Genomic DNA, 19722 nt, shown 5'->3' with positions numbered 1-19722 from the left:
ACCAAGGCGGCTCCGATGGGAGCCGGGAGGCAAGGCGTATGCAATCTCCCCGTGATCTGCTTGCTGATCTCTGGACCTCCGTCGGCGGCGATGCTGCCGCGTTGGAACGCGTGACGCTGACCGGCGAGGAGCCGCAACTGCCGTCGTCATTTCGCGTCGACGCCGCGGCGCAGGTGGCGATTGCGGCGAGTGGGCTGGCGGCAGCGGAGATCTGGGCGATGCGGAGCGGGCAGGCGCAGGGCGTCAGCGTCGACATCCGCCACGCTGCGATCGAGTGCCGCTCCGAACGCTACTTGCGCAAGAACGACGAACCGCCGCCGCCCGCTTGGGATCCGCTTGCCGGCGTGTATCAGGTGAAGGGCGGCCGTTATGTCCGGCTGCACACCAACTTTCCGCATCATCGCGGCGCGGTCTGCCGGGTGCTCGCCTGCGAGCCGGTCCGCGATGCAGTGCAGGCCGCGCTGCTGCAGTGGGAGGGCGAAGCGTTCGAGACCGCTGCTTATGAGGCCGGCGGCGTGGTGGCGCTGATGCGATCGCGCGAAGAATGGCAGGCGCTGCCGCAGGCTGCCGCGCTCGATGCGCTGCCGCTGGTAGAGATCACCAAGATCGGCGAGGCGGCGCCGAAGCCGTGGCCGGAAGGCAGCCGGCCGCTCTCCGGTCTGCGTGTACTCGACCTGTCGCGGGTGATCGCCGGTCCGGTCGCTGGCCGGACGCTGGCGGCGCATGGCGCCGACGTGATGCTGGTGTCGAGCCCCCGGCTGCCGTCGATCCCCTGGCTGGTGATCGACACCGGCCGCGGCAAGCTGTCGAGCTTCGCCGACCTGACCACGCCGGAGGGCCACGCCGCGCTGCGCGAATTGCTCACCGAAGCGGACATCTTTAGCCAGGGCTATCGTCCGCGCTCGCTCGCCGCGCTCGGCTTCTCGCCTGAGGAAGCGGCCGCGATCAATCCCGGCATCGTTTACGTGTCACTTTCCGCTTATGGACGCTCGGGGCCGTGGGCGGAGCGGCGCGGCTTCGACTCCCTGGTGCAGTGCGCCACCGGCTTCAACCATGCCGAAGGGCAGGCGGCCGGTGTCGCCGGACCGAAGGAATTGCCGATGCAGATCCTCGACCATACGACCGGCTACCTGATGGCGTTCGGGGCGATGATCGCCAAGGCCCGCCAGGCGCGCGAGGGCGGCAGTTGGCACGTCCAGGTGTCGCTGGCCCGCACCGGCAAATGGCTGTGGGAGATGGGGCGGCTGCCGCACGGTCTCGCCACCCCAGAGATCGGCCAGGAAGCGGCGGCGCCGTATCTCGAACGCGCCCGATCCGGCTTCGGGACGCTGCAGGCGGTCCGGCATTCTGCGGTGCTCAGCGCCACGCCGGCGGCCTGGGCCCGCCCGGCGGTGCCGCTGGGGACCGATCCGGCGGCCTGGCCGGCCCGCGGTTAAGGCCTCCGGCCGCCGGTTCCACCGGTTAATGTGCCGTTCAGGATGGAATTCGTAAGCCTGCCCATTGAGGCGCGCGTCTCGGTCGGCGGCTGACGCGCTGGTGTCATCATTCGCTGCTAAGCGCATTTTTGCCGTTTTCACTTTGCGCTGGCCACGATTCGGGCATTATCAGCCGTCAGGGAGGCAACGCGGCGATCAAGCCGGAGCTCAGGCAGGGCATGCGCGAACATTTTCTTCGAAATTTGCGTCTTCGGCGCACCTGGTGGATCGCGGCTGCGTGCGTTGCGGCCGGCGTTGCCGTGGGCGGTTACGAGCTGGCTCAGTTCAAGCAGCCGGGTCGCGGCCACACCGATATTTCCAGCCAGTCGCGCCGCAGTGCCGACCGCTACACCCCGACCCCAGCCGAATGGGCCAGCCTGACGATCGAGCCGGTGAGCGACCGCAGCTTCCGCGCCGAGCACGTCACTGAAGGCAAGATCGCGATCGACGAAGACCGCGCCACCCCGGTGTTCTCGCCCTATGCGGGCCGGGTGACCAAGCTGCTGGCGCGCCCCGGCGACCACGTCACCAAGGGCCAGCCGCTGTTTTCGATCGAAGCGCCCGACACCGTCCAGGCTCAGAACGATTTCATCACCGCCTCGACCGCGCTCAACAAGGCGAAGTCGCAGCTCGACCTGGCGCAGCTTCAGGACAAGCGCGCCCGCGATCTGTTCGAGGGCAAGGCTGTGCCGCTGAAGGACTATCAGCAGGCCCAGGCGACGCTGGTCACCGCGCAGAACGATTTCCAGTCGGCCACCACGGCGCTTGAAGCCGCACGTAACCGGCTGCGCATTCTCGGCCTCAGCGAGTCCGCGATCTCGGCGTTCCAGGACAAGGGCAATATCAATCCCGAGACCACCATCGTGGCGCCGATCGCCGGCACCGTGGTGCAGCGCAAGGTCGGTCCGGGCCAGTACGTCAACTCCGGCTCCAGCGATCCCGTCTATATGATCGGCGATCTGTCGACGGTGTGGCTGACCGCTTTCGTCCGTGAAAGCGAAGCTGCCGATGTCGCCGAAGGCCAGGACATCAGCTTCAAAGTGCTGGCGCTGCCGGGCCGCACGCTGACCGGCCGGATCGACTACGTCGCCGCGGCGATCGACCCGACCACCCGCCGGCTGACGGTGCGCGCCACCATCGACAATCCCGGCGGGCTGCTGAAGCCGGAAATGTTCGCCAACGTCACGATCTACTCGCCGTCGGATCATCCGGCCGTCGGCGTGCCGCGCCAGGCGCTGATCTACGAAGGCGACCAGGTTCGGGTCTGGGTCGCGCATGACGACCGCTCGATCGAGCTGCGCACGGTGAAGCCGGGCCTGTCGGCCGGCGATCTGGTCGAAGTCACCGGCAATCTGCGTCCGGGCGAAAAGGTCATCACCCGCGGCAGCCTGTTCATCGATCGGGCTGCCACCGGGTAACTCCGGTCTGCACACGACCGTCGCCGCGCGGTCCCGCCGCCGGCGCTCCCGCCCTCAGCCTGCGGTCGCCTTGTTCTTCTGAACGGCCTGCGGCATTGATCGACATAACCGCCGGACCAGCGCCTCACAGCCTCCGCCTGCCCTGAAAGGTCCGATCCGCATGGGTCGCCTCGTCGAACTCGCGGTCAACCGCCGTTTCCTGATGCTCGCGCTGTTCTTGCTGGTGCTGGCAGGCGGTGTCGCCGCGTTCGAACACCTCAATATCGAAGCCTATCCCGATCCGACGCCGCCAATGGTCGACATCGTCACCCAGAGCCCCGGGCTCTCGGCGGAGGAGATCGAGCGCTACATTACGATTCCGATCGAGACCCAGGTCGCCGGCATCAAGAACCTGAAGACGATCCGGACGATCTCGCTGTACGGCCTGTCCGACGTCAAACTGCAGTTCTCGTTCGACTACACATATCAAGAGGCGCTGCAGCAGGTGCTCAACCGGCTGTCACAGCTGCCGCCGCTGCCAGGCAATGTCCAGCCCGGCATCTCGCCGCTCAGCCCGATCGGCGAGATCTTCCGCTACCGGTTGGTCGGCCCGCCCGGCTACAGCGTGCTCGATCTGAAGACGCTGCAGGACTGGGTGCTGCAGCGCCGCTTCCGGGCCATTCCCGGCGTGATCGACGTCACCGGCTGGGGCGGCAAGACCAAGACTTATGAGGTCCAGGTCGATTTCAACAAGCTGATCGCCTACGGGTTGACCTTGCCGCAGGTGCTGCAGGCGGTCTCCAACTCCAACATCAATGTCGGCGGCAACACCGTCGACATCGGCGCGCAATCCGCGGTGGTGCGCGGCGTCGGCCTGATCCGTTCGCTCGACGATCTCGCCAATACGATGGTGGCGTCGAACAACGGCAATCCGGTGCTGGTCAAAGACGTCGCCAAGGTCAATGTCGCCGAGAAGCCGCGTCTCGGCATCGCCGGCATCAACAACGATGACGACATCGTCCAGGGCATCGTGCTGATGCGGCGCGGCGAGCAGAGCTCGCCGACGATCGCGCGGGTGGAGCAGGCGGTCACCAAGATCAACGCGTCGGGCCTGCTGCCGCCCGGCGTGCGGATCGAGCGGATCTACGACCGCAAGGACCTGATCGACACCACCACCCACACCGTGCTGCACAACATGGTGGTGGGCATCCTGCTGATCGTGCTGCTGCAGTGGATCTTCCTCGGCGACCTGCGCAGCGCGCTGATCGTCGGCGCGACGATTCCGTTCGCACTGTTCTTTGCGGTGATCATCCTGGTGTTACGCGGGGAGTCCGCCAACCTGCTGTCGGTCGGCGCGATCGACTTCGGGTTGATCGTCGACGCCACCGTGATCATGGTCGAGGCGATCTTCAGACGACTCTCGCACACCACCGTGCTGTCGCCCGAAGAGCGCAGTCAGATCTCCGCCGACACCATCATGGGAATGAAGAAGCACGCGATCCGCTCCGCCGCCGCGGACGTGTCACGCTCGATCTTCTTCGCCGCTGCGATCATCATCGCGGCTTTCCTGCCGCTGTTCACGCTGTCCGGCGTCGAAGGCAACATCTTCGGCCCGATGGCTCGGACCTACGCCTACGCGCTCGCCGGCGGCCTGCTGGCGACCTTCACGGTGACGCCGGCGCTGAGCGCCATCATCCTGCCGCACCATGTCCAGGAGACCGAGACCTGGCTGATGCGGATGCTGCACAAGGTCTACACCCCGTGGCTCGGCTGGGCGGTGAAGAACCGGCCGGTGGTGATGGCCGGCGCGGCGGGCCTGGTGCTGACCACCCTGATCGCCACCCGCTTTCTCGGGCTCGAATTTCTGCCGAAGCTGGAAGAGGGCAACCTCTGGATCCGCGCGACGTTGCCGCCGACGATTTCGCTCACCGAGGGCAACGGCTACGTCAACGACATGCGCAAGCTGATCGCCAGCTTCCCCGAGGTCGAGTCGGTGGTGTCGCAGCATGGCCGGCCCGACGACGGCACCGACGCCGCCGGCTTCTTCAACGCCGAGTTCTTCGCGCCGCTGAAGCCCGCCTCGCAATGGCCCGGCAGCCACGACAAGGATGAACTGACCGCGCGGATGCTGAAGCAGCTGCAGGCGAAATTCCCGGGCGTCGAGTTCAACTTCTCGCAGTATCTGCAGGACAACGTCTCCGAAGCGGTGTCCGGCGTGAAAGGCGAGAACTCGATCAAGCTGTACGGCAACGATCTGCAGGCGCTGACCGACACCGCCAACAAGATCAAGGCGGTGCTGTCGACGGTGCAGGGCGTGCAGGACCTCGCTGTCTTCACCTCGCTCGGCCAGCCGACCATCCAGATCGACGTCAACCGGGCCCGCGCGGCGCGCTACGGGCTGACGCCGGGTGACATCAACGCCACCATCAAGGTGGCGATCGGCGGCGACACTGCCGGTGATCTGTACGAGCCGGGCAGCGACCGGCATTTCCCGATCATCGTCCGGCTGGCGCCGGAATATCGCAAGAGCGCCGAGGCGATCCACAATCTGCGGATCGGCGTGCAGGGACCGAACGGCATCACCCAGATCCCGCTCAGCGAACTCGCCGACATCCAGCTGGTGTCCGGCGCCGCCTACATCTATCGCGAGGATCAGGAGCGCTATCTGCCGATCAAGTTCTCGGTGCGCGAGCGCGATCTCGGCAGCGCGATCCGCGAAGCCCAGGAAAAGGTCAACGCCCAGGTCCAGTTGCCGCCGGGCTCGCGAATGGAATGGGTCGGCGAATTCGGCAATCTGCAGGATGCGATCAAGCGGCTGTCGATCGTGGTCCCGATCAGTCTGGCGCTGATCGGTGCGCTGCTGTTCTTCAATTTCGGCTCGCTCACCGACACGCTGCTGGCGATGAGCGTGATCCCGATGGCGATCTTCGGCGGCGTGATGGGCCTGCTGGTCAGCGGCATCCCGTTCAGCGTGTCGGCGGCGATCGGTTTCATCGCGCTGTTCGGTATTGCGGTGATGGACGGCATCATCATCCTGTCGCAGTACAATCAGTTGATCGACCAGGGGCTCGATCGGCTGCGCGCCGTGGTCCGCACCGGCGAGCTGCAGCTCCGGCCGGTGCTGATGACCTGCGTGATCGCCGGCGTCGGCCTGCTGCCGGCGGCGATGTCGACCGGAATCGGCTCGCAGGTGCAGAAGCCGTTGGCGATCGTGGTGGTCACCGGCATGATGCTGGCGCCGGGGGTGATTCTCATCACCCTGCCGGTTTTGATCTCGTATTTCTCCCGGCGGCGCGCCAACTAATCGCCCCGCCGGCCATTCGCGCTCCCTCGTAGTAACGCGGGTAGGAGTTGTCCGGGTGTGGCGAGATCGTGTTGAAAATACGCAACAACTGCGCTGTTACCGTGTGACGCCCTGATGACAAAGCCGTCGCGGCGATACACCGCAGCGGCCTCTTGACCTGAGTCAAGGAGGGCACGCGAGGCCATGGCAACATTCAACCATGGCCAAGCTTCTGGTTTACCGATGCCCGCAGAATGGTCTGATGACTCAGACCTGGCTTGCCGACGAGGTGGTCGGCGGGGATCGGCCGAGCTATGAGCCGGTGTTCTGTCTGGCGTGTTCCCAGCAGCATTTCATCAGCCTGGATACCGGCCGCGCGCTCGGCGACACCGCCGCCACTGTGACCGCAACGCATGGCCCGGCATTCCCGCCGCGCGAGGATCGCTTTCCGCCGCGCGCCGTCCTGCAGCCGGAAGCCGCCGGCTTCAGCGCACCCGACGTCGACGCATTTAGCGGCTTTAGCGGCAATCAGTTCAAGGCGTATTGAGCGCACTTAGAGCATCTCTGCTTTTGACGGAATCAGGACCGCACTTCCTAGCGGTCGCAGCTTGCAGAACCTCATGGTGAGGAGGCGCAAAGCGCCGTCTCGAACCATGCGCCGCAGGCGATGTGGCTCCTCATCCTTCGAGACGCCCGGCGAGGCCGGGCTCCTCAGGATGAGGACTTCGGACGCTTGGCAAAGGCCAGATCCGCTTCTCATCAATCGATGAAGCGCTCTCGGACCGTCGTTAGAAAACGCGGCGCCTTGCAGGCGTCGTACCCAGGCTCGTCCCGGGCAGCCATGGTTTGCTGAGCGTCTGCGCGAAAGTCGTGGATGGCCGGGTCAAGCCCGGCCAAGACGAGAGAGGGAGACGTGGGAACGCTGTGTGCGTCTCCCGCAGCGTCGTCAAAGGTTGTGGATCGACGCTTACTGCCCCGACGGGGTGCGCAGGCCGTGCCAGGCGTCGCGGACCTGCTGGTAGTGCACGTCGGGCAGATAGTCCGGGGTGTTCAGGCCGAGGTTCTGGACGTCGAGGCGGCCGATGGCGCTGAGCAGCGTATAGGACGCGACCACACGGTCGCGCTGCGCGCCGATCAGTCGGGCTTTCGCCTGGATCAGATCCTGCTGCGAGTTCAGCACGTCGACCGTGGTGCGCTGGCCGCCTTGGGCTTCGCGGCTGACACCCTGCAGCGCGATTTCGGCCGCGCGCACTTCGGATTCCGCGGCGCTCACCGCGATCTTGGCGCCTTCATTCGACACCCAGGCGCCGATCGCCGCAGTGCGGGTCTGGTTGCGCACCAGGTCGAGCACCGAGCGGCTCTGCGCCGCCAGTTCCTTCGATTGCCGGGTCTGCGACGCGGCAGTGCCGCCGTCATAGATCGGCGCGTTGATCTGGCCGATCACCGAGGCCTGGTCGGTGCCGTAGGTGCCGAGCGTGGAGTCGGTCTGGCTGGCGCGGCTGGCGCTGCCCTGCAACGTCACGGTCGGCAGCAGCGCGCCTTCGGCGACCTTGATGGTGGTGGTGGCGACGTCGACATCGTAGCCCGCGGCCAGCACCGCGGGATTGCCCTTCGCCGCCTGCGCGATCGCGTCTTCGCGGCTCTTCGGCAGCAGCCGGTCGACCGGCGTGGCATTGCTCAGCGTGCCCGGTGAACTGCCGATCACCGCCGCGTAAGTGGCCTGGCTGATCGCGAGGTTCACTTCCGCCGCGTTCAGGTCGGCGCGTCCGCGGTTGAGGCGCGCTTCGGCCTGCGCGGTGTCGGTCGGGGTGACGTCGCCGGCGTTCAGGCGCTTCTTGGTGATGTCGAGCGTCTGGCTGAGGAAATCGACGTTGGCCTTCTGCGCCGCCACCAAGGCCTGGTTGGCGAGCACGTTGGTGTAGGCCGTCACCGCATCGAGCAGCACGCCCTGGCCGACGTTGCGCAGCGCCTCGCGGCCCGACTTCACCTGCAGCTCGGCGACCCGCACGCTGTTGGCGGTACGGAAGCCGTTGAACAGCGTCTGCGTGACGGTGACGCCGATCGTCCACGGCCGCAGCGTGTCGCCCTGGTAAGTATTGGTGGGGAGCAGGTTGCGCACCTGCTGCAGCCCGGCGCCGAGCGTGGCCAGAAGCTGCGGGCGATAGCCGGCGAGCGCTTGCGGCACGTTCTCGTCAGTCGCTCGCTGACGGGCGCGTTCGGCAGTGAGTTGCGGGTTGGACTGGTAAGCTTTGACCAGCGCGTCGGATAGTCCTTCGGCCGATACCGGTCCGGCCGCTGCGACGCCGATCGCCGTCGCGACCCCCAGGGTCAACGCCGAGCGATGAGCGCGATACGCGCTGCCAACGAGTCTCGTCCACCAAACCATGCGGTCCCGCGCCCTCCTGGACATCCGCCCCGCGATGCCTGCACGTTTGTAGAACGCAGTGCAACGCGAGGCAATCGACCGGGCCCGACAGCCGCCGTTGCAGCGTGGGGGTGTTGTGATGCGGCAACGCTGCGACGATGGGGCGCGCGGTATTGTGCACGCTTTCCGACGCAGCGGCCGCGATCTGTCAGCGTGTTGTCAGCGGTTCTGGTTGTTCGGCTTGCGCTTTTCGATGAACGCCGCCATGCCCTCGGCGCGGTCTTCCAGCGCGAAGGTCGACCGGAACAGGTCACGCTCGATGGCGAGACCTTCGGCGAGCGGGGTTTCCAGCGCACGGTTCACCGCGCTCTTGGCCATCGCTGCGGTGGGGCGCGACATCGTGGCAATCTTCTCGGCCGCGCCGAGCGCTTCTTCCATCAGCTTGTCGGCCGGCACGATGCGGCTGACTAGGCCCGAGCGTTCGGCTTCCTGCGCGTCCATCATCCGTCCGGTGAGGCACAGATCCATCGCCTTGTACTTGCCGATGGCACGGGTGAGACGCTGGGTGCCGCCGATGCCCGGAATGGTGCCCAGGGTGATTTCCGGCTGACCGAACTTGGCGGTGTCGGCGGCGATAATGATGTCGCACATCATCGCCAATTCGCAGCCGCCGCCGAGCGCGTAGCCAGCGACCGCGGCGACGGTCGGCTTGCGGCAGCGCGCCAGCCGGTCGCCGCCGATCGAGGTGAAGTCCTCGTTGAACATGTCGATGAAGCCCTTCGGCTGCATCTCCTTGATGTCGGCGCCGGCCGCGAACGCCTTCTCGCTGCCGGTGATCAGGATGCATCCGATCGCATCGTCGGCCTCGAGATCCTCGACCGCCGCGCCAATCTCGCGGAACACGCCGAACGACAGCGCATTCAGCATCTTCGGGCGGTTGAGCTTGATGATGCCGACCGCGTTCTGACGCTCGACGATGATGAATTCGAATGTGCTCATAATGCATGTCCCCGGAAGGCCGACCGCGGCCGCGGGCAATCTGCCCGCTGCCGCCAGCGGCTTCAAGGGGTGGGCGCAGACGCCCTCAGGCCATAAACATCCGCGCCGCGGAGGCGAGAGTGAGGAGGCCGCCGGCCGCGATGAAGATCTTGCCGATCAGTGACGGCTTGTCCCACGCATCATCGTCGTGGGTGGTGGCTTTGGCCTGCGTGTCGGCTTGCGGCTGCGGGGTGGCTGCGGTCTCGGCGGCTGCAGGCTGTTGCGGCTGCATTTGCGCCTGAAGCTGCGGCGCATCGGTTGCGGCGCGGTCGAGAGCGTTGACCTGGTCGGCGGCAATCACGGCGGGGTTGGTCGCGCCAGCGGCGGTGGCCGGTGCCGCAGCTTGGCTGGCTTCCGTGGACGGGGTCGGCTGGGCCTGAGCGGCTTCGGCCGGTGTCGCCTGGGCATTGGCATTGGCGATCGAGGCGGGCAGGGCACCGCTGGCATCGGCGAGCGGCTTCGGCTCGGTCTGGGCGTCGGCGGCGCGGCCTTCCTCGACCGGGGATTTGACCACCGACTTGGCTTCGGACTGCTTGGTCTCGGACTGTTCGGTGTCGGACGAAGTGGTTTCGGAAGGCTTGGCTTGGGCCTGCTTGGCCTTGGCCGGCTTGGCGTGGTGCTTGACGGCCTTTTTCTTCGGCGCCGGCTTGGCGGCGCTTCCGCTATCGCTGGCGGCGGCCTGTGGCGCCGCGAAGCTCGGTGTTGCGGGTGCAACGCACCACAACCCCACCGTCAATCCTGCTGCAATGATCAGAGCCGAGCGCCCGCTGGCTTTGATGTCCATGACATTCTCCCCATTCGCCAGCCCGCGACCAGAAAGCGCGGGGCGGTGGCGTCAGCGCGGCCAAACCATGAGGAAACATTGCCGATCCGCGGCAACATCTGGGCAGTGGCGCGAAGTGGCTGCGGGGCGTCGTTCGGTGCTATGGCAACGGCCGGCAACCGCCGTCGTCTGGCGGTTTGCCTCACGACTCCGTGATCGCCCCGGTGGGGCGTAACGAACCGCAGTTAGGGCCGAATTGTTGGACGGGAGCGTGCGTGCGCGGACGTGACGACGAATGGACCGACCTGATGCGGTCAGCCAATGCCGGCGACAGCATCGCGTATCGGCGGCTACTCCAGAGTGTCACGCCTGTGCTGCGCGCAGGGGCGCGGCGCGGTCTCGCCCGCGCCGGCCAGCCAGTCGATCAGGCTGAGGATATTGTGCAGGACATTCTGCTGGCGGTGCATCTGAAGCGGCACACCTGGGATTCGGGCGCGCCGTTCGCCCCGTGGCTGTTTGCGATCGCTCGCAACAAGCTGATCGATACGCTGCGCCGCCGCGGCAGCCGGGTGTTCGTCGATATCGACGACTTCGCCGACACGCTGGCAAGCGAACCGGCACCGGAGACGCTGCCCGCCAGCGAAGTGACGCGGCATCTCGAAGGCTTGCCGCCGCGGCAACGCGACGTGCTGCAATCGATCGCGGTCGACAGCGCCTCGATCAAGGATACCGCGGCGAAACTGTCGATGAGCGAGGGCGCGGTGCGGGTGGCGCTACATCGCGGCCTATCGGCGCTCGCCGCCAAATTGAGAACGGTGTGACCATGGAAACCGATCGCCTGATCCAAGCGCTCGCTGCCGACGGTGCCAGCCGCGATCGCCCAGTCGGGCAGGTGCTGGCCGCCGCGCTGCTGGTGGCGCTGCCGGTGTCGGCGGCGCTGCTGCTGACGACGCTCGGCCTGCGCCCGGATCTGCACGAGGCGATGCGCAATCCGTTCTTCGACCTGAAATTCGTGGTGACGCTGGCGCTGTCGCTGTCGGCGATCATCGTCGCGCTGCATCTGTCGCGCCCGGAGGCGACGGCGAAAGGCTGGCGCCTGCTGCTGCTGGCGCCGCTGGCGATCCTCGGCCTCGCGATCGGCGCCGAAGCGATGCTGCCGCATCGCACCTCGGCGATGACGCGGCTGCTCGGTCACAACTCGCTGCTGTGCCTCGGCTCGATCCCGGTGCTGTCGCTGCCGATCCTCGGCGCCGCGCTGGTGGGGCTGCGCCGCGGCGCGCCGTCGCGTCCGGCGCTCGCGGGCGCGCTCGCCGGCATGCTGTCGGCCGGGCTCGCCGGCACGCTGTATGCCGCGCATTGCGTCGACGATTCCCCGCTGTTTGTCGCCACCTGGTACACGCTGGCGACCGTGATGGTCGCCGGCCTCGGCGCCGTGCTGGGGCCCCGGGTGCTGCGTTACTGAGACACCTCCGGGACGTTACTGATCGCGAATGAATTTGACTCGCTTTGCGCCTGTGGTAGCAAAACACCAAGGGGCGCTGCATGAGCGGGTTTTCACGACGGCGGGCGAGGGCATTGGTGGCGGCTTGGGTCGCTGCCTACGCGCTTGTGCTCAATGTCGTACTCGCCAGCACGCTGCTCGCCGGACAGTCTCCGGTTCAACTCATCACCGGTCACGAGTTCTGTATCGCTGCCGTGGATGATGGCGCCGCGGGTGATGCCGGCCAGCCGGCCAAGGCCGTTCCGATCCGCTGCCCGCTGTGCCTCGGCCAGCATGTCAGCGCGACCCCGCCGCCGCTGTCGCCGGCGCTCGCGATCCGGATCGCATTCAGCATCCGCTACGAAGTCCCGCGCGCGACGCCATTCGTCGCGCTGCGGCCGTCTCCTGCCCATCAGCCCCGCGGCCCGCCGGTTCTGACCTGACGATCGCGCGCGCTTGCGCGCGTCCACCTCATCGTCCGATCAGTTGCCGGAGTTCCGTCATGTCATCCGCATTCCCGCGGTCGCGCAGGCATTTGCTTGTGCACGCCACCGCGCTCGTCTCCACCTGCCTCGTCGCCTTGCCCGCCGCGGCGCAAAGCCGTTCCGACAGCACCTTGCCGCCGGTCACCGTGCAGGCGCCCGATCAAGCCGCCCGTCCGGCGCCGGCGCGTCCGAAGCCGCGCGCCGTCTCGCAGTCCACGCGCGCGGTGCGTAGCACCACCCCCGCCGTGCAGCCGTCCGCGGCACCGGCCGCAAGCGAGGTCGCGCGCGGGCCGGCGCTGACCGTGCTCAACGTGCAGCAGGCGCTGCGCGACATCGAGCAGACGCCGGGCGGCGTCGCGCTGGTGCCGGCCAACGCCTATCGCAACTCGACCGTGGCGAGCACCATCAAGGACATTCTCGACTACGTGCCGGGCGTTTTCGCGCAGCCGAAATGGGGCGACGACACCCGGCTGTCGATCCGCGGCTCGGGCCTTTCGCGCAATTTCCATTTGCGCGGCGTGCAGCTCTACATGGACGGCATTCCGATCAATACCGCCGACGGCTATGGCGATTTCCAGGAGATCGATCCGACCGCCTACAACTACGTCTCGGTTTACAAGGGCGCCAACGCGTTGCAGTTCGGCGCCAATTCGCTCGGCGGCGCGATCAATTTCGTCACCAAGACCGGCCGCGATCCGTTCCCCAACGGCGTCAGCGTCGATGCCGGCGCGTTCGGCTATCGCCGGCTGCAGGCCAATGCCGGCGGCGTCAACGGAGCCTGGGACGGTTACGTCACGGCTTCGGCGCAGGCCGCGGACGGCTTCCGCAATCACAGCGACGGCCAGGCGTACCGGCTGAGCGGCAATGTCGGCTATCAGATCACGCCGGATATCGAGACGCGGTTCTATCTCAACGCCAACAGCGTCCGGCAGAAGATCCCCGGCACCGTTACCAAGGACATCGCGCTGAATTCGCCGCAGACCGCGGCGCCCGGCAACGTCGCGCTCGATCAGCAGCGCAACATCGACACCGTGCGACTCGCCAATAAGACCACGATCCGGTTCGAGGACACCGTGGTCGATTTCGGCGCCTTCGGCGTCGACCGCCATCTGATGCATCCGATCTTCCAGTGGCTTGACTATCGCTACCAGGACTACGGCGGCTTCGCCAAAGTCACCGACGATCGCATCATCGGCGGCTATCGGAATCGTCTAGTTGCGGGCGTCAACCTGCTGAACGGCCGGATCGACAACAAGCAGTACGTCAACGTCGCCGGCAACAAGGGTGCGCTGGCGTCGTCGTCGCTCGACAAGTCGACCAACACCAGCGTCTATATCGAGGACTCGTTCTACTTCCTGCAGAACGTTGCGCTGGTCGGCGGCACGCAATTCCTGCACGCCACCCGCGACCGCCGCGATCGCTTCCTGTCGGATGGTGATCAGTCCGGCTCCACCGAGTTCAACCTGTGGAGCCCAAAGGGGGGACTGCTCTGGCAGATCGATCCGAACTGGCAGGCCTTCGCCAACGTCTCGCGTAGTGCCGAGGTGCCGAGCTTCGGCGAGAGTGCGTCGGGCCCCGGCATTCCGACGATCCCGTTCACCAGCATCCGCCCGCAGCGCGCCACGACCTACGAGATCGGCACCCGCGGGCGCCGTCCCGACGTCACCTGGGATCTCAGCTTGTACCGGGCCGAGATCAAGGACGAACTGCTGTGTCTCTACAGCGCGTTCGGCAACTGCAACGTCACCAACGCCGACCGCACCCTACATCAAGGTGTCGAAGCCGGCCTCGGCGTGACGCTGTTCAAGCATTTGTTCGAGCGCGCCGGCGCGCCGGACCGGCTGTGGCTGAACATGGCCTACACGCTGAACGACTTCCGCTTCGACGGCGACGCCAAGTTCGGCAACAACCTGCTGCCCGGCGCCCCGCGGCACTATCTACGCGCCGAGTTGCTCTACAAGAATCCGAACGGCTTCTATATGGGCCCGAACGTCGAATGGGTGCCGCAGGCCTACTACGTCGACAGCGCCAATACGCTTCAGACCGAGCCCTATGCGCTGCTCGGCCTCAAAGCGGGCATCGACAACGGCGGGCCGTATTCGATCTACATCGAAGGCCGCAACCTGCTCGACAAGACCTACATCGCCTCGGCCAGCATCATCGACAAGGCGAACGCCAACTCGCCGCTGTTCGAACCCGGCACCGGCCGCGCCGTCTATGCCGGCTTCAAGGCGAGGTGGTAGGCGAAACGCCGTCGCCGGCCGCTCAGGCGGCCGGCGGTGCGGCGGCGGTGGATTGCTGCATCCGGTGGAAGCGCAGCACCTGCTGGGCGGTGGAGGTGCGCAGCCGCTCATAGGTGTCGCGGCATTCCTCGAGATCGTGCGAATGCGTGCCGTTGATCTCGTCGCGCATGTCGATGATCTCGCGCACCGTCGCCCACGTCAGGTTGCACACCTTGGCGAGGATCAGCACTCCTTCGTCGCGCGATTCCACCATCATGGCTTCGGCGGTTTCGACCGTGATGTTGGCCAGACAGGCGATCGCCTGATTGGTCTCGTCGAATTTGCGCTGCTGGGCGAAGCTGTGCACCGCGACGGCGTCAATGCGGCCTTCCTCAAACAGCGAACGCACCAGCCCGTGCGCGATCGAGGTCTGGCGGCTGATGCCGCGCGGCGCCGAGCGGGCCAGCCGGCCGGCCTGACGCACCGCGTTGCTGACATCGGCGGCGGCGTGCGGATTGGCGGCTTCGAGCTTGCTGCGCACGGTCGCCGAAGCGATGGCGATCATCTTCAGGTACTGCGCCCGCGGAATGGTGCGCTGGCCCAGCGCGTCGGCGAGGCCGTCGTCATGTTCGGCGCGCCGGGCGAGCACGCAATAGCCGTTGTCGGAGAATTCGGCGCCGGGGTTTTTCACGGTGCTCTGCACCACCGCCGGATTGCCGAGTTCGACCAGCACGTCGGTGACGGCACCGCTGAGGGTGCGGCGGATCGAGATCGCCATCATGTGCTGCTGGCTCTTGGCGCGCACATTGGCGATCAGGGTGGCGTCGTCGAGTTGCTCCGACTGCGACAGCACCGGCGCGGCGATCTCGATCCGGTCTTCGAAAGCGAGTTGCCGGATGATCCGCGGCGGCGCCTGCACATTGGCGAGCCGCTGCGCCAGCAGCTCCTTGGCGTTGGATTCGATGTCCTCGACCAGGCAGGTGAAGACGTCGTCGAACACCTCGATCTGTTCGTCGTTGTAGTCCACGCCGTCGAGAAACAGGTCGGTCACGCGGCGCAGCGTCTCGACGCGGCGCGCCACGGTGCCGTGCGCCAGCATCGCCTGCAATTCATCGAGCAGGTGGAGGGCCGGCCTCGTTGGTCTTGAAGTCATTACTCTTTCCTAGAGCGAAGACAGGGCGCCTGTTTCTTCAGGCGCAGGCAACTCGGTTTCGTCCGCCGTGCTTGGCCTCGTAGAGTGCGCGATCGGCCCGTGCCAGCACGGCTTCGGTGGATTCTTGGAGCGTCATGGTGGTGACGCCGGCGGACAGCGTCACCATCATGCTGGGCGAGAACGCGCTCCAGTCGAGATTGGCGACGATCATGCGAAGCCGGTCGAGGATCAGACGGGCTTCGTCGTCGGACGTGTTCGGCAGCAGCAGCAGGAATTCTTCACCGCCGTAGCGGCCGAACCGGTCGAAGCTGCGGATGTTGGCGAAGATCGTGATGGCGAAAGTGCGCAGCACCTCGTCGCCGATCGGATGACCAAACGTGTCGTTGATGCGCTTGAACCAGTCGAGGTCGATCAGCGCCAGCGACAGCGACTCGCAGTGCCGCGCCGCGCGTTCCATCTCGTTGTCGAGGTGCCGCATGATGCAGCGGCGGTTATAGGCCCCGGTGAGTTCGTCGAGCTCGGCCAGCTCCTCGATCCGCTGATAGGCCTCGCGGAGCTGGGCGCCGCGCTTGTACAGCGAGTCCCGCAGCGCCTTGGAAAACACCCCGATGAAGGTGCAGCGTCCGACCGTCAGCACCAGCGCCAGCAGGGTGGCGAGCCGTTCGAGCGAATTGTCGTGCGGCATCCCGATCGGCAGATCGGTGAGCAGGAACAGCGGCACCAGCGCGCACAGCAGCGCGGACCACAGGATCAGTGCCTGCCGGCGATCGGCGCGCAGCGAAGCGAAACCGAACACCACGAACAGTTCGAACAGAAAGAAGGCGCCGATCTGCGGCGCCCACACCGTGAAGCCGATGATCAGCGCCAGCGTCGTGATGGCGATCGGCACCGTCAGATAGTGGTCGGAGAAGCGATCGTTGAATCCGGATTCCGACATCGCGAACAAAATGCCGCCTACCAGGGCGCCGGAAACGGCGAATGCCACCACCACGATTGACGGGATCGTGCCGGCCTGGACGTAGATCAGCAGGATCGCCGCATCGATCATGAAGCTGGCGGCGATCAGGTCCAGCATGTGCCGGCGCTGACGCATCCGTCGGCCACGGACCGCAAGGGTGCGCGCGTCTTCTGCCCTGGCGTCTTCAGCCCTGGTTTGAGGGTCGGGCAGGGTGCCCGACAGCGCGGCAGTTGGTCCCATCGTCCGTCCGGTCGATTTTGCTCTCCGGGAACCTACTGGGAAAAGCCTTTCGTTTTGGTATCTGCCATTTGCTCGCAGGGGTTGATAAGGACTGCTAGCAGGTTGATTCCAACGGGTTTTGCGCGGGATTTCCCGGACAGCCACGGCGGCGTGCCAGGATTGAGCTGTGAATATGTCGCGCAAACCGCATCTCGGCTTGGTAACCTCCGGCCAACATGGCGCGGCGACTCACGCTGCCCGCGGAGGTGGGCTGGCAAAGCGATCTTGCCGGTTTGGACGCCGTTTCGCGCTGGAATCGGGACCTGCGGCCATTCCGAGGATCGAAAATTTGCTTTTATTTATCGAACCTTCTGCGATGTCCGGCCGACCAAATCCAAGAGACGGCCAGTGAGTACCAAGCAGGCAGCCACCGACGACGTCCTGATCGCCAGGATCGCCCAGGGGGACCGGGTCGCGATGCAGGTCCTGTATGGACGGCATCACGTCAAAGTCTTCCGGTTCGGTCTGCGCCTCGTTCGGAACGAACAGATCGCCGAGGATCTTATCAGCGAAGTCTTCCTCGACGTCTGGCGGCAGGCCGGCAAGTTCGAGGGACGGTCTTCGGTTTCAACCTGGCTGCTGGCGATCACGCGGTTCAAGGCGCTGTCGGCGCTGCGACGGCGTAAGGACGCCGAACTGGATGACGAGGCTGCCGCCGCGATCGAGGATCCTTCCGACGATCCGGAGATCGCGGTGCAGAAGAAGGACACGGGCGAAGCTCTGCGGAAGTGCCTGACCTCACTGACGCCCGAGCATCGAGAGATCGTCGATCTGGTGTACTACCATGAGAAATCCATCGAAGAAGTCGCCGAGATCGTCGGAATTCCGGAGAACACGGTGAAAACCCGTCTGTTCTACGCACGCAAGAAACTCGCCGATCTGCTGCAGGCGGCCGGCGTGCAGCGAGGCTGGCCATGATGGCGATGAGCAACACGATGCCGGATCCCCGGGAGCCGGGCGACGTCGAGGCGCTGCTGCCGTGGTACGCGGCCGGCACGCTGAGTGCCCGCGATGCCCGCCGTGTCGCGGATGCGCTCGATCGCGATCCGGCGCTGGCGCGGCAATATGCCGTCATCCTCGAAGAATATGCCTCGACCATCGAGCTCAATGAGAGTCTCGGCGCGCCGTCGTCGCGCGCGATGCAAAAGCTGTTCGCTGCGATCGATGCCGAGCCGGCCCGGGCGCCGGGCGCCGGGCAGGGGCTCGGCGCGCGCTTTGCCGGTTTCTTTTCCGGGTTGTCGCCGAAGGCGCTGGCGTGGTCGGCGTCGGTCGCCGGCCTTGCGCTTCTGTTGCAGGCCGGACTGATCGGTGCGCTGCTGACGTGGCCGCATGCGGCTCCGGTGCAGACCGCCGCCTATCAGCCGCAGCCCGAGGTGGCGCGCGCGCCGGCATCGTCTCCGGCTCCCGCGTCGGTTTCGCCGCCCGCGGCGGCGATGGCCGATCGCCCGGCAGAAGCCAGCAAACCGGCGCCGCCGATGGTGATGGCGGAGCGGTCGGGCGGACCTGTGGTACGGAGCCTTGCGCCGCAATCCGGCCCGCGTGTGCTGGTCAAGTTCGCGCCCGAAGCGCGCGCTTCGGAGATCGCCGCCTTGCTCGACCATTATAATGCCGTGGTGGTCGACAGCTCGCGAGGCGGGCTGTTCCGGCTGCAGTTCGGCACGCAGCCACTGTCGAAGCAGGATCAGGAGAATCTGATCGGCCGGCTGCAAAAGGAGCCGGTCGTCAGCGTGGTGCTGCCGGCTCCCTGATTACTTCGCACTGCACAAGGCAACTGTTTGGGCGCTGTGGCGCGGCACATCTCTGCCCGCGTCGCTGACGGCTGGCGCGGCGTTGCTCACTCCATCTCACAACCTCGCGCGCGAGAAAAAATCTGCAACCGGATTGAACGTGTGTGCGTTGTCCGCTGACCAATCGTTGTGGGAGCGGACACCACCTCCCAAACGAGGCCAGTCGGCGCGAGCGCCCATCCACCCCTGCGCTGATATGGCTTGTGACCCGCCCGGTTGTCCCCCCGGGCGGGTCTTTCGTTTTCCGGCCCGATTCGGCGGCCGAGCCACTGGGACGCCCTCCAAATACCCGCAGTAATACGAGGTCGGGCCGCGGCGGAGCTCCAAGTTACCGCTGCGCTGGACATGGTAAATTTTTGTTAACAACATTGTTCGTAAGCTTTGCGTCGATTCGTAAGTTGCGTCGCGTTCCTTTTTCCTCTCCTGGCGGACCGACCATGGAACAGACCGACGCAGAGCGTGGGCGTGCGCTCGTCCAGCGCTGGTGCTTGCTCGCAGAACAGCGGCTCGACTACCTCACCGAGCTGTTCGAAACAGGCCGTTGGCGGCGCTTCTTCGGCGAGCTCGAATTTCTTGAAAACGTCCAGGAAGCCAAGGCCGCCGTCGAATCCTGGCGCGGCTTGTTGAATCGCGAAGCGACTCTCGACAATCGTCCGGTCGATCTGTCCTGGCTCGGCCACAACAAGACAGTCCCGCCGCGGGTGGCGTTCTACTTCGACGGCGAGGTGGTGAACGGCTCGCCCTCGTACACGCTGCCCCAATCGGCACCCAAGCCTGCCCAGGCGCCGCGCGTCACCGCTCCCGCAAAGCCGGTCAAAGCCGCCGAGCCGGTGCGCGCCCCGATTGCGCCGGAGCCGGCCCCGGCGATCGTCCCCGATGATGTCCCTGTGTGGATGCACGCGCTCGATCCGGCGCGGCTCGAGCAACGCTACTCGCTGCTCCGCAAAGCGGGCTGACGCGCACACCCGCGCTGATTCGCGCGAAGGTGCGCGTGCGCGTCATTCATCCACAGCGTGGCCGATGCGACCTTCGTCGTA

General features: G+C 66.2%; 16 protein-coding genes. 11 read left to right on the top strand and 5 right to left on the bottom strand.

Features of this window, described 5'->3' with window-relative positions; translation table 11 throughout:
* Nucleotides 1-38: 38 nt before the first annotated feature.
* The 4 genes from DY467_RS17440 (at nt 39) to DY467_RS17425 (ending at nt 6702) form a co-directional block, all read left to right on the top strand.
* Nucleotides 39-1436, top strand: a complete 1398-nt coding sequence (locus DY467_RS17440) for a CoA transferase (protein ID WP_164637798.1) — start codon at nt 39-41, stop codon at nt 1434-1436.
* A 218-nt stretch (nt 1437-1654) separates the two neighbouring features.
* Complete coding sequence (locus DY467_RS17435) at nt 1655-2893, top strand: efflux RND transporter periplasmic adaptor subunit (protein ID WP_107343779.1); 1239 nt, start codon at nt 1655-1657, stop codon at nt 2891-2893.
* Nucleotides 2894-3053: 160 nt separating this feature from the next.
* Complete coding sequence (locus DY467_RS17430) at nt 3054-6176, top strand: efflux RND transporter permease subunit (RefSeq protein WP_107354968.1); 3123 nt, start codon at nt 3054-3056, stop codon at nt 6174-6176.
* Nucleotides 6177-6375: 199 nt separating this feature from the next.
* Nucleotides 6376-6702, top strand: a complete 327-nt coding sequence (locus DY467_RS17425; protein ID WP_107343781.1) for a hypothetical protein — start codon at nt 6376-6378, stop codon at nt 6700-6702.
* A gap of 420 nt (nt 6703-7122) precedes the next feature.
* Here the strand turns inward: DY467_RS17425 and DY467_RS17420 are convergent, their stop codons facing one another.
* The 3 genes from DY467_RS17420 to DY467_RS17410 all read right to left on the bottom strand — a co-directional run bounded on the left by DY467_RS17420 (nt 7123) and on the right by DY467_RS17410 (nt 10342).
* Nucleotides 7123-8541 carry a TolC family outer membrane protein gene (locus tag DY467_RS17420; RefSeq protein ID WP_164637796.1) on the bottom strand — a complete coding sequence of 473 codons (1419 nt, stop codon included), beginning with the start codon at nt 8539-8541 and terminating at the stop codon, nt 7123-7125.
* A gap of 198 nt (nt 8542-8739) precedes the next feature.
* Nucleotides 8740-9519, bottom strand: coding sequence for an enoyl-CoA hydratase (locus tag DY467_RS17415; RefSeq protein ID WP_164637794.1), 780 nt, complete (start codon nt 9517-9519; stop codon nt 8740-8742).
* An 85-nt stretch (nt 9520-9604) separates the two neighbouring features.
* On the bottom strand, nt 9605-10342 hold the full coding sequence (locus tag DY467_RS17410; protein WP_164637792.1) for a hypothetical protein: 738 nt from the start codon (nt 10340-10342) through the stop codon (nt 9605-9607).
* A gap of 254 nt (nt 10343-10596) precedes the next feature.
* Here DY467_RS17410 and DY467_RS17405 point away from each other — a divergent pair, with 254 nt between their 5' ends.
* The 4 genes from DY467_RS17405 (at nt 10597) to DY467_RS17390 (ending at nt 14529) form a co-directional block, all read left to right on the top strand.
* Nucleotides 10597-11142, top strand: a complete 546-nt coding sequence (locus DY467_RS17405) for a sigma-70 family RNA polymerase sigma factor (RefSeq protein ID WP_164637790.1) — start codon at nt 10597-10599, stop codon at nt 11140-11142.
* 2 nt (nt 11143-11144) lie between these two features.
* Nucleotides 11145-11783: an NrsF family protein gene (locus DY467_RS17400; protein ID WP_164637838.1), complete on the top strand. Its 639-nt coding sequence runs from the start codon at nt 11145-11147 to the stop codon at nt 11781-11783.
* 116 nt (nt 11784-11899) lie between these two features.
* The gene (locus tag DY467_RS17395; protein ID WP_234822347.1) at nt 11900-12244 is read left to right on the top strand and encodes a DUF2946 family protein; all 345 of its coding nucleotides are present in this window, start codon (nt 11900-11902) and stop codon (nt 12242-12244) included.
* A 59-nt stretch (nt 12245-12303) separates the two neighbouring features.
* Nucleotides 12304-14529, top strand: a complete 2226-nt coding sequence (locus DY467_RS17390) for a TonB-dependent receptor family protein (protein ID WP_164637788.1) — start codon at nt 12304-12306, stop codon at nt 14527-14529.
* A gap of 22 nt (nt 14530-14551) precedes the next feature.
* Here the strand turns inward: DY467_RS17390 and DY467_RS17385 are convergent, their stop codons facing one another.
* Both DY467_RS17385 and DY467_RS17380 read right to left on the bottom strand, forming a co-directional pair.
* Nucleotides 14552-15661 carry a DUF2336 domain-containing protein gene (locus tag DY467_RS17385; RefSeq protein ID WP_164637786.1) on the bottom strand — a complete coding sequence of 370 codons (1110 nt, stop codon included), beginning with the start codon at nt 15659-15661 and terminating at the stop codon, nt 14552-14554.
* Nucleotides 15662-15698: 37 nt separating this feature from the next.
* On the bottom strand, nt 15699-16859 hold the full coding sequence (locus DY467_RS17380; protein ID WP_164637784.1) for a GGDEF domain-containing protein: 1161 nt from the start codon (nt 16857-16859) through the stop codon (nt 15699-15701).
* A 387-nt stretch (nt 16860-17246) separates the two neighbouring features.
* On the opposite strand from DY467_RS17380, the gene DY467_RS17375 reads away from it, so the two are divergent.
* From DY467_RS17375 to DY467_RS17365, 3 genes are all read left to right on the top strand, one after another.
* The gene (locus tag DY467_RS17375; RefSeq protein ID WP_012495371.1) at nt 17247-17816 is read left to right on the top strand and encodes a sigma-70 family RNA polymerase sigma factor; all 570 of its coding nucleotides are present in this window, start codon (nt 17247-17249) and stop codon (nt 17814-17816) included.
* A complete protein-coding gene (locus DY467_RS17370) occupies nt 17813-18646 on the top strand; it encodes a hypothetical protein (RefSeq protein ID WP_164637782.1) in 834 nt (277 codons plus the stop codon). Before DY467_RS17375 ends, DY467_RS17370 begins: the two co-directional genes overlap by 4 nt.
* A 476-nt stretch (nt 18647-19122) precedes the next feature.
* Nucleotides 19123-19641 (top strand): TIGR03809 family protein, encoded by a 519-nt coding sequence (locus DY467_RS17365; RefSeq protein WP_164637780.1) that lies wholly within the window; start codon nt 19123-19125, stop codon nt 19639-19641.
* The last annotated feature ends 81 nt before the right edge of the window (nt 19642-19722 follow it).

Origin of the sequence: Rhodopseudomonas sp. BR0G17 (assembly GCF_010907025.1) — a bacterium.
Classification (GTDB): Bacteria; Pseudomonadota; Alphaproteobacteria; order Rhizobiales; family Xanthobacteraceae; genus Rhodopseudomonas; species Rhodopseudomonas palustris_H.
Note: the sequence above shows the minus strand (reverse complement) of the source record. Positions and strands in the feature narration are given on the sequence as shown.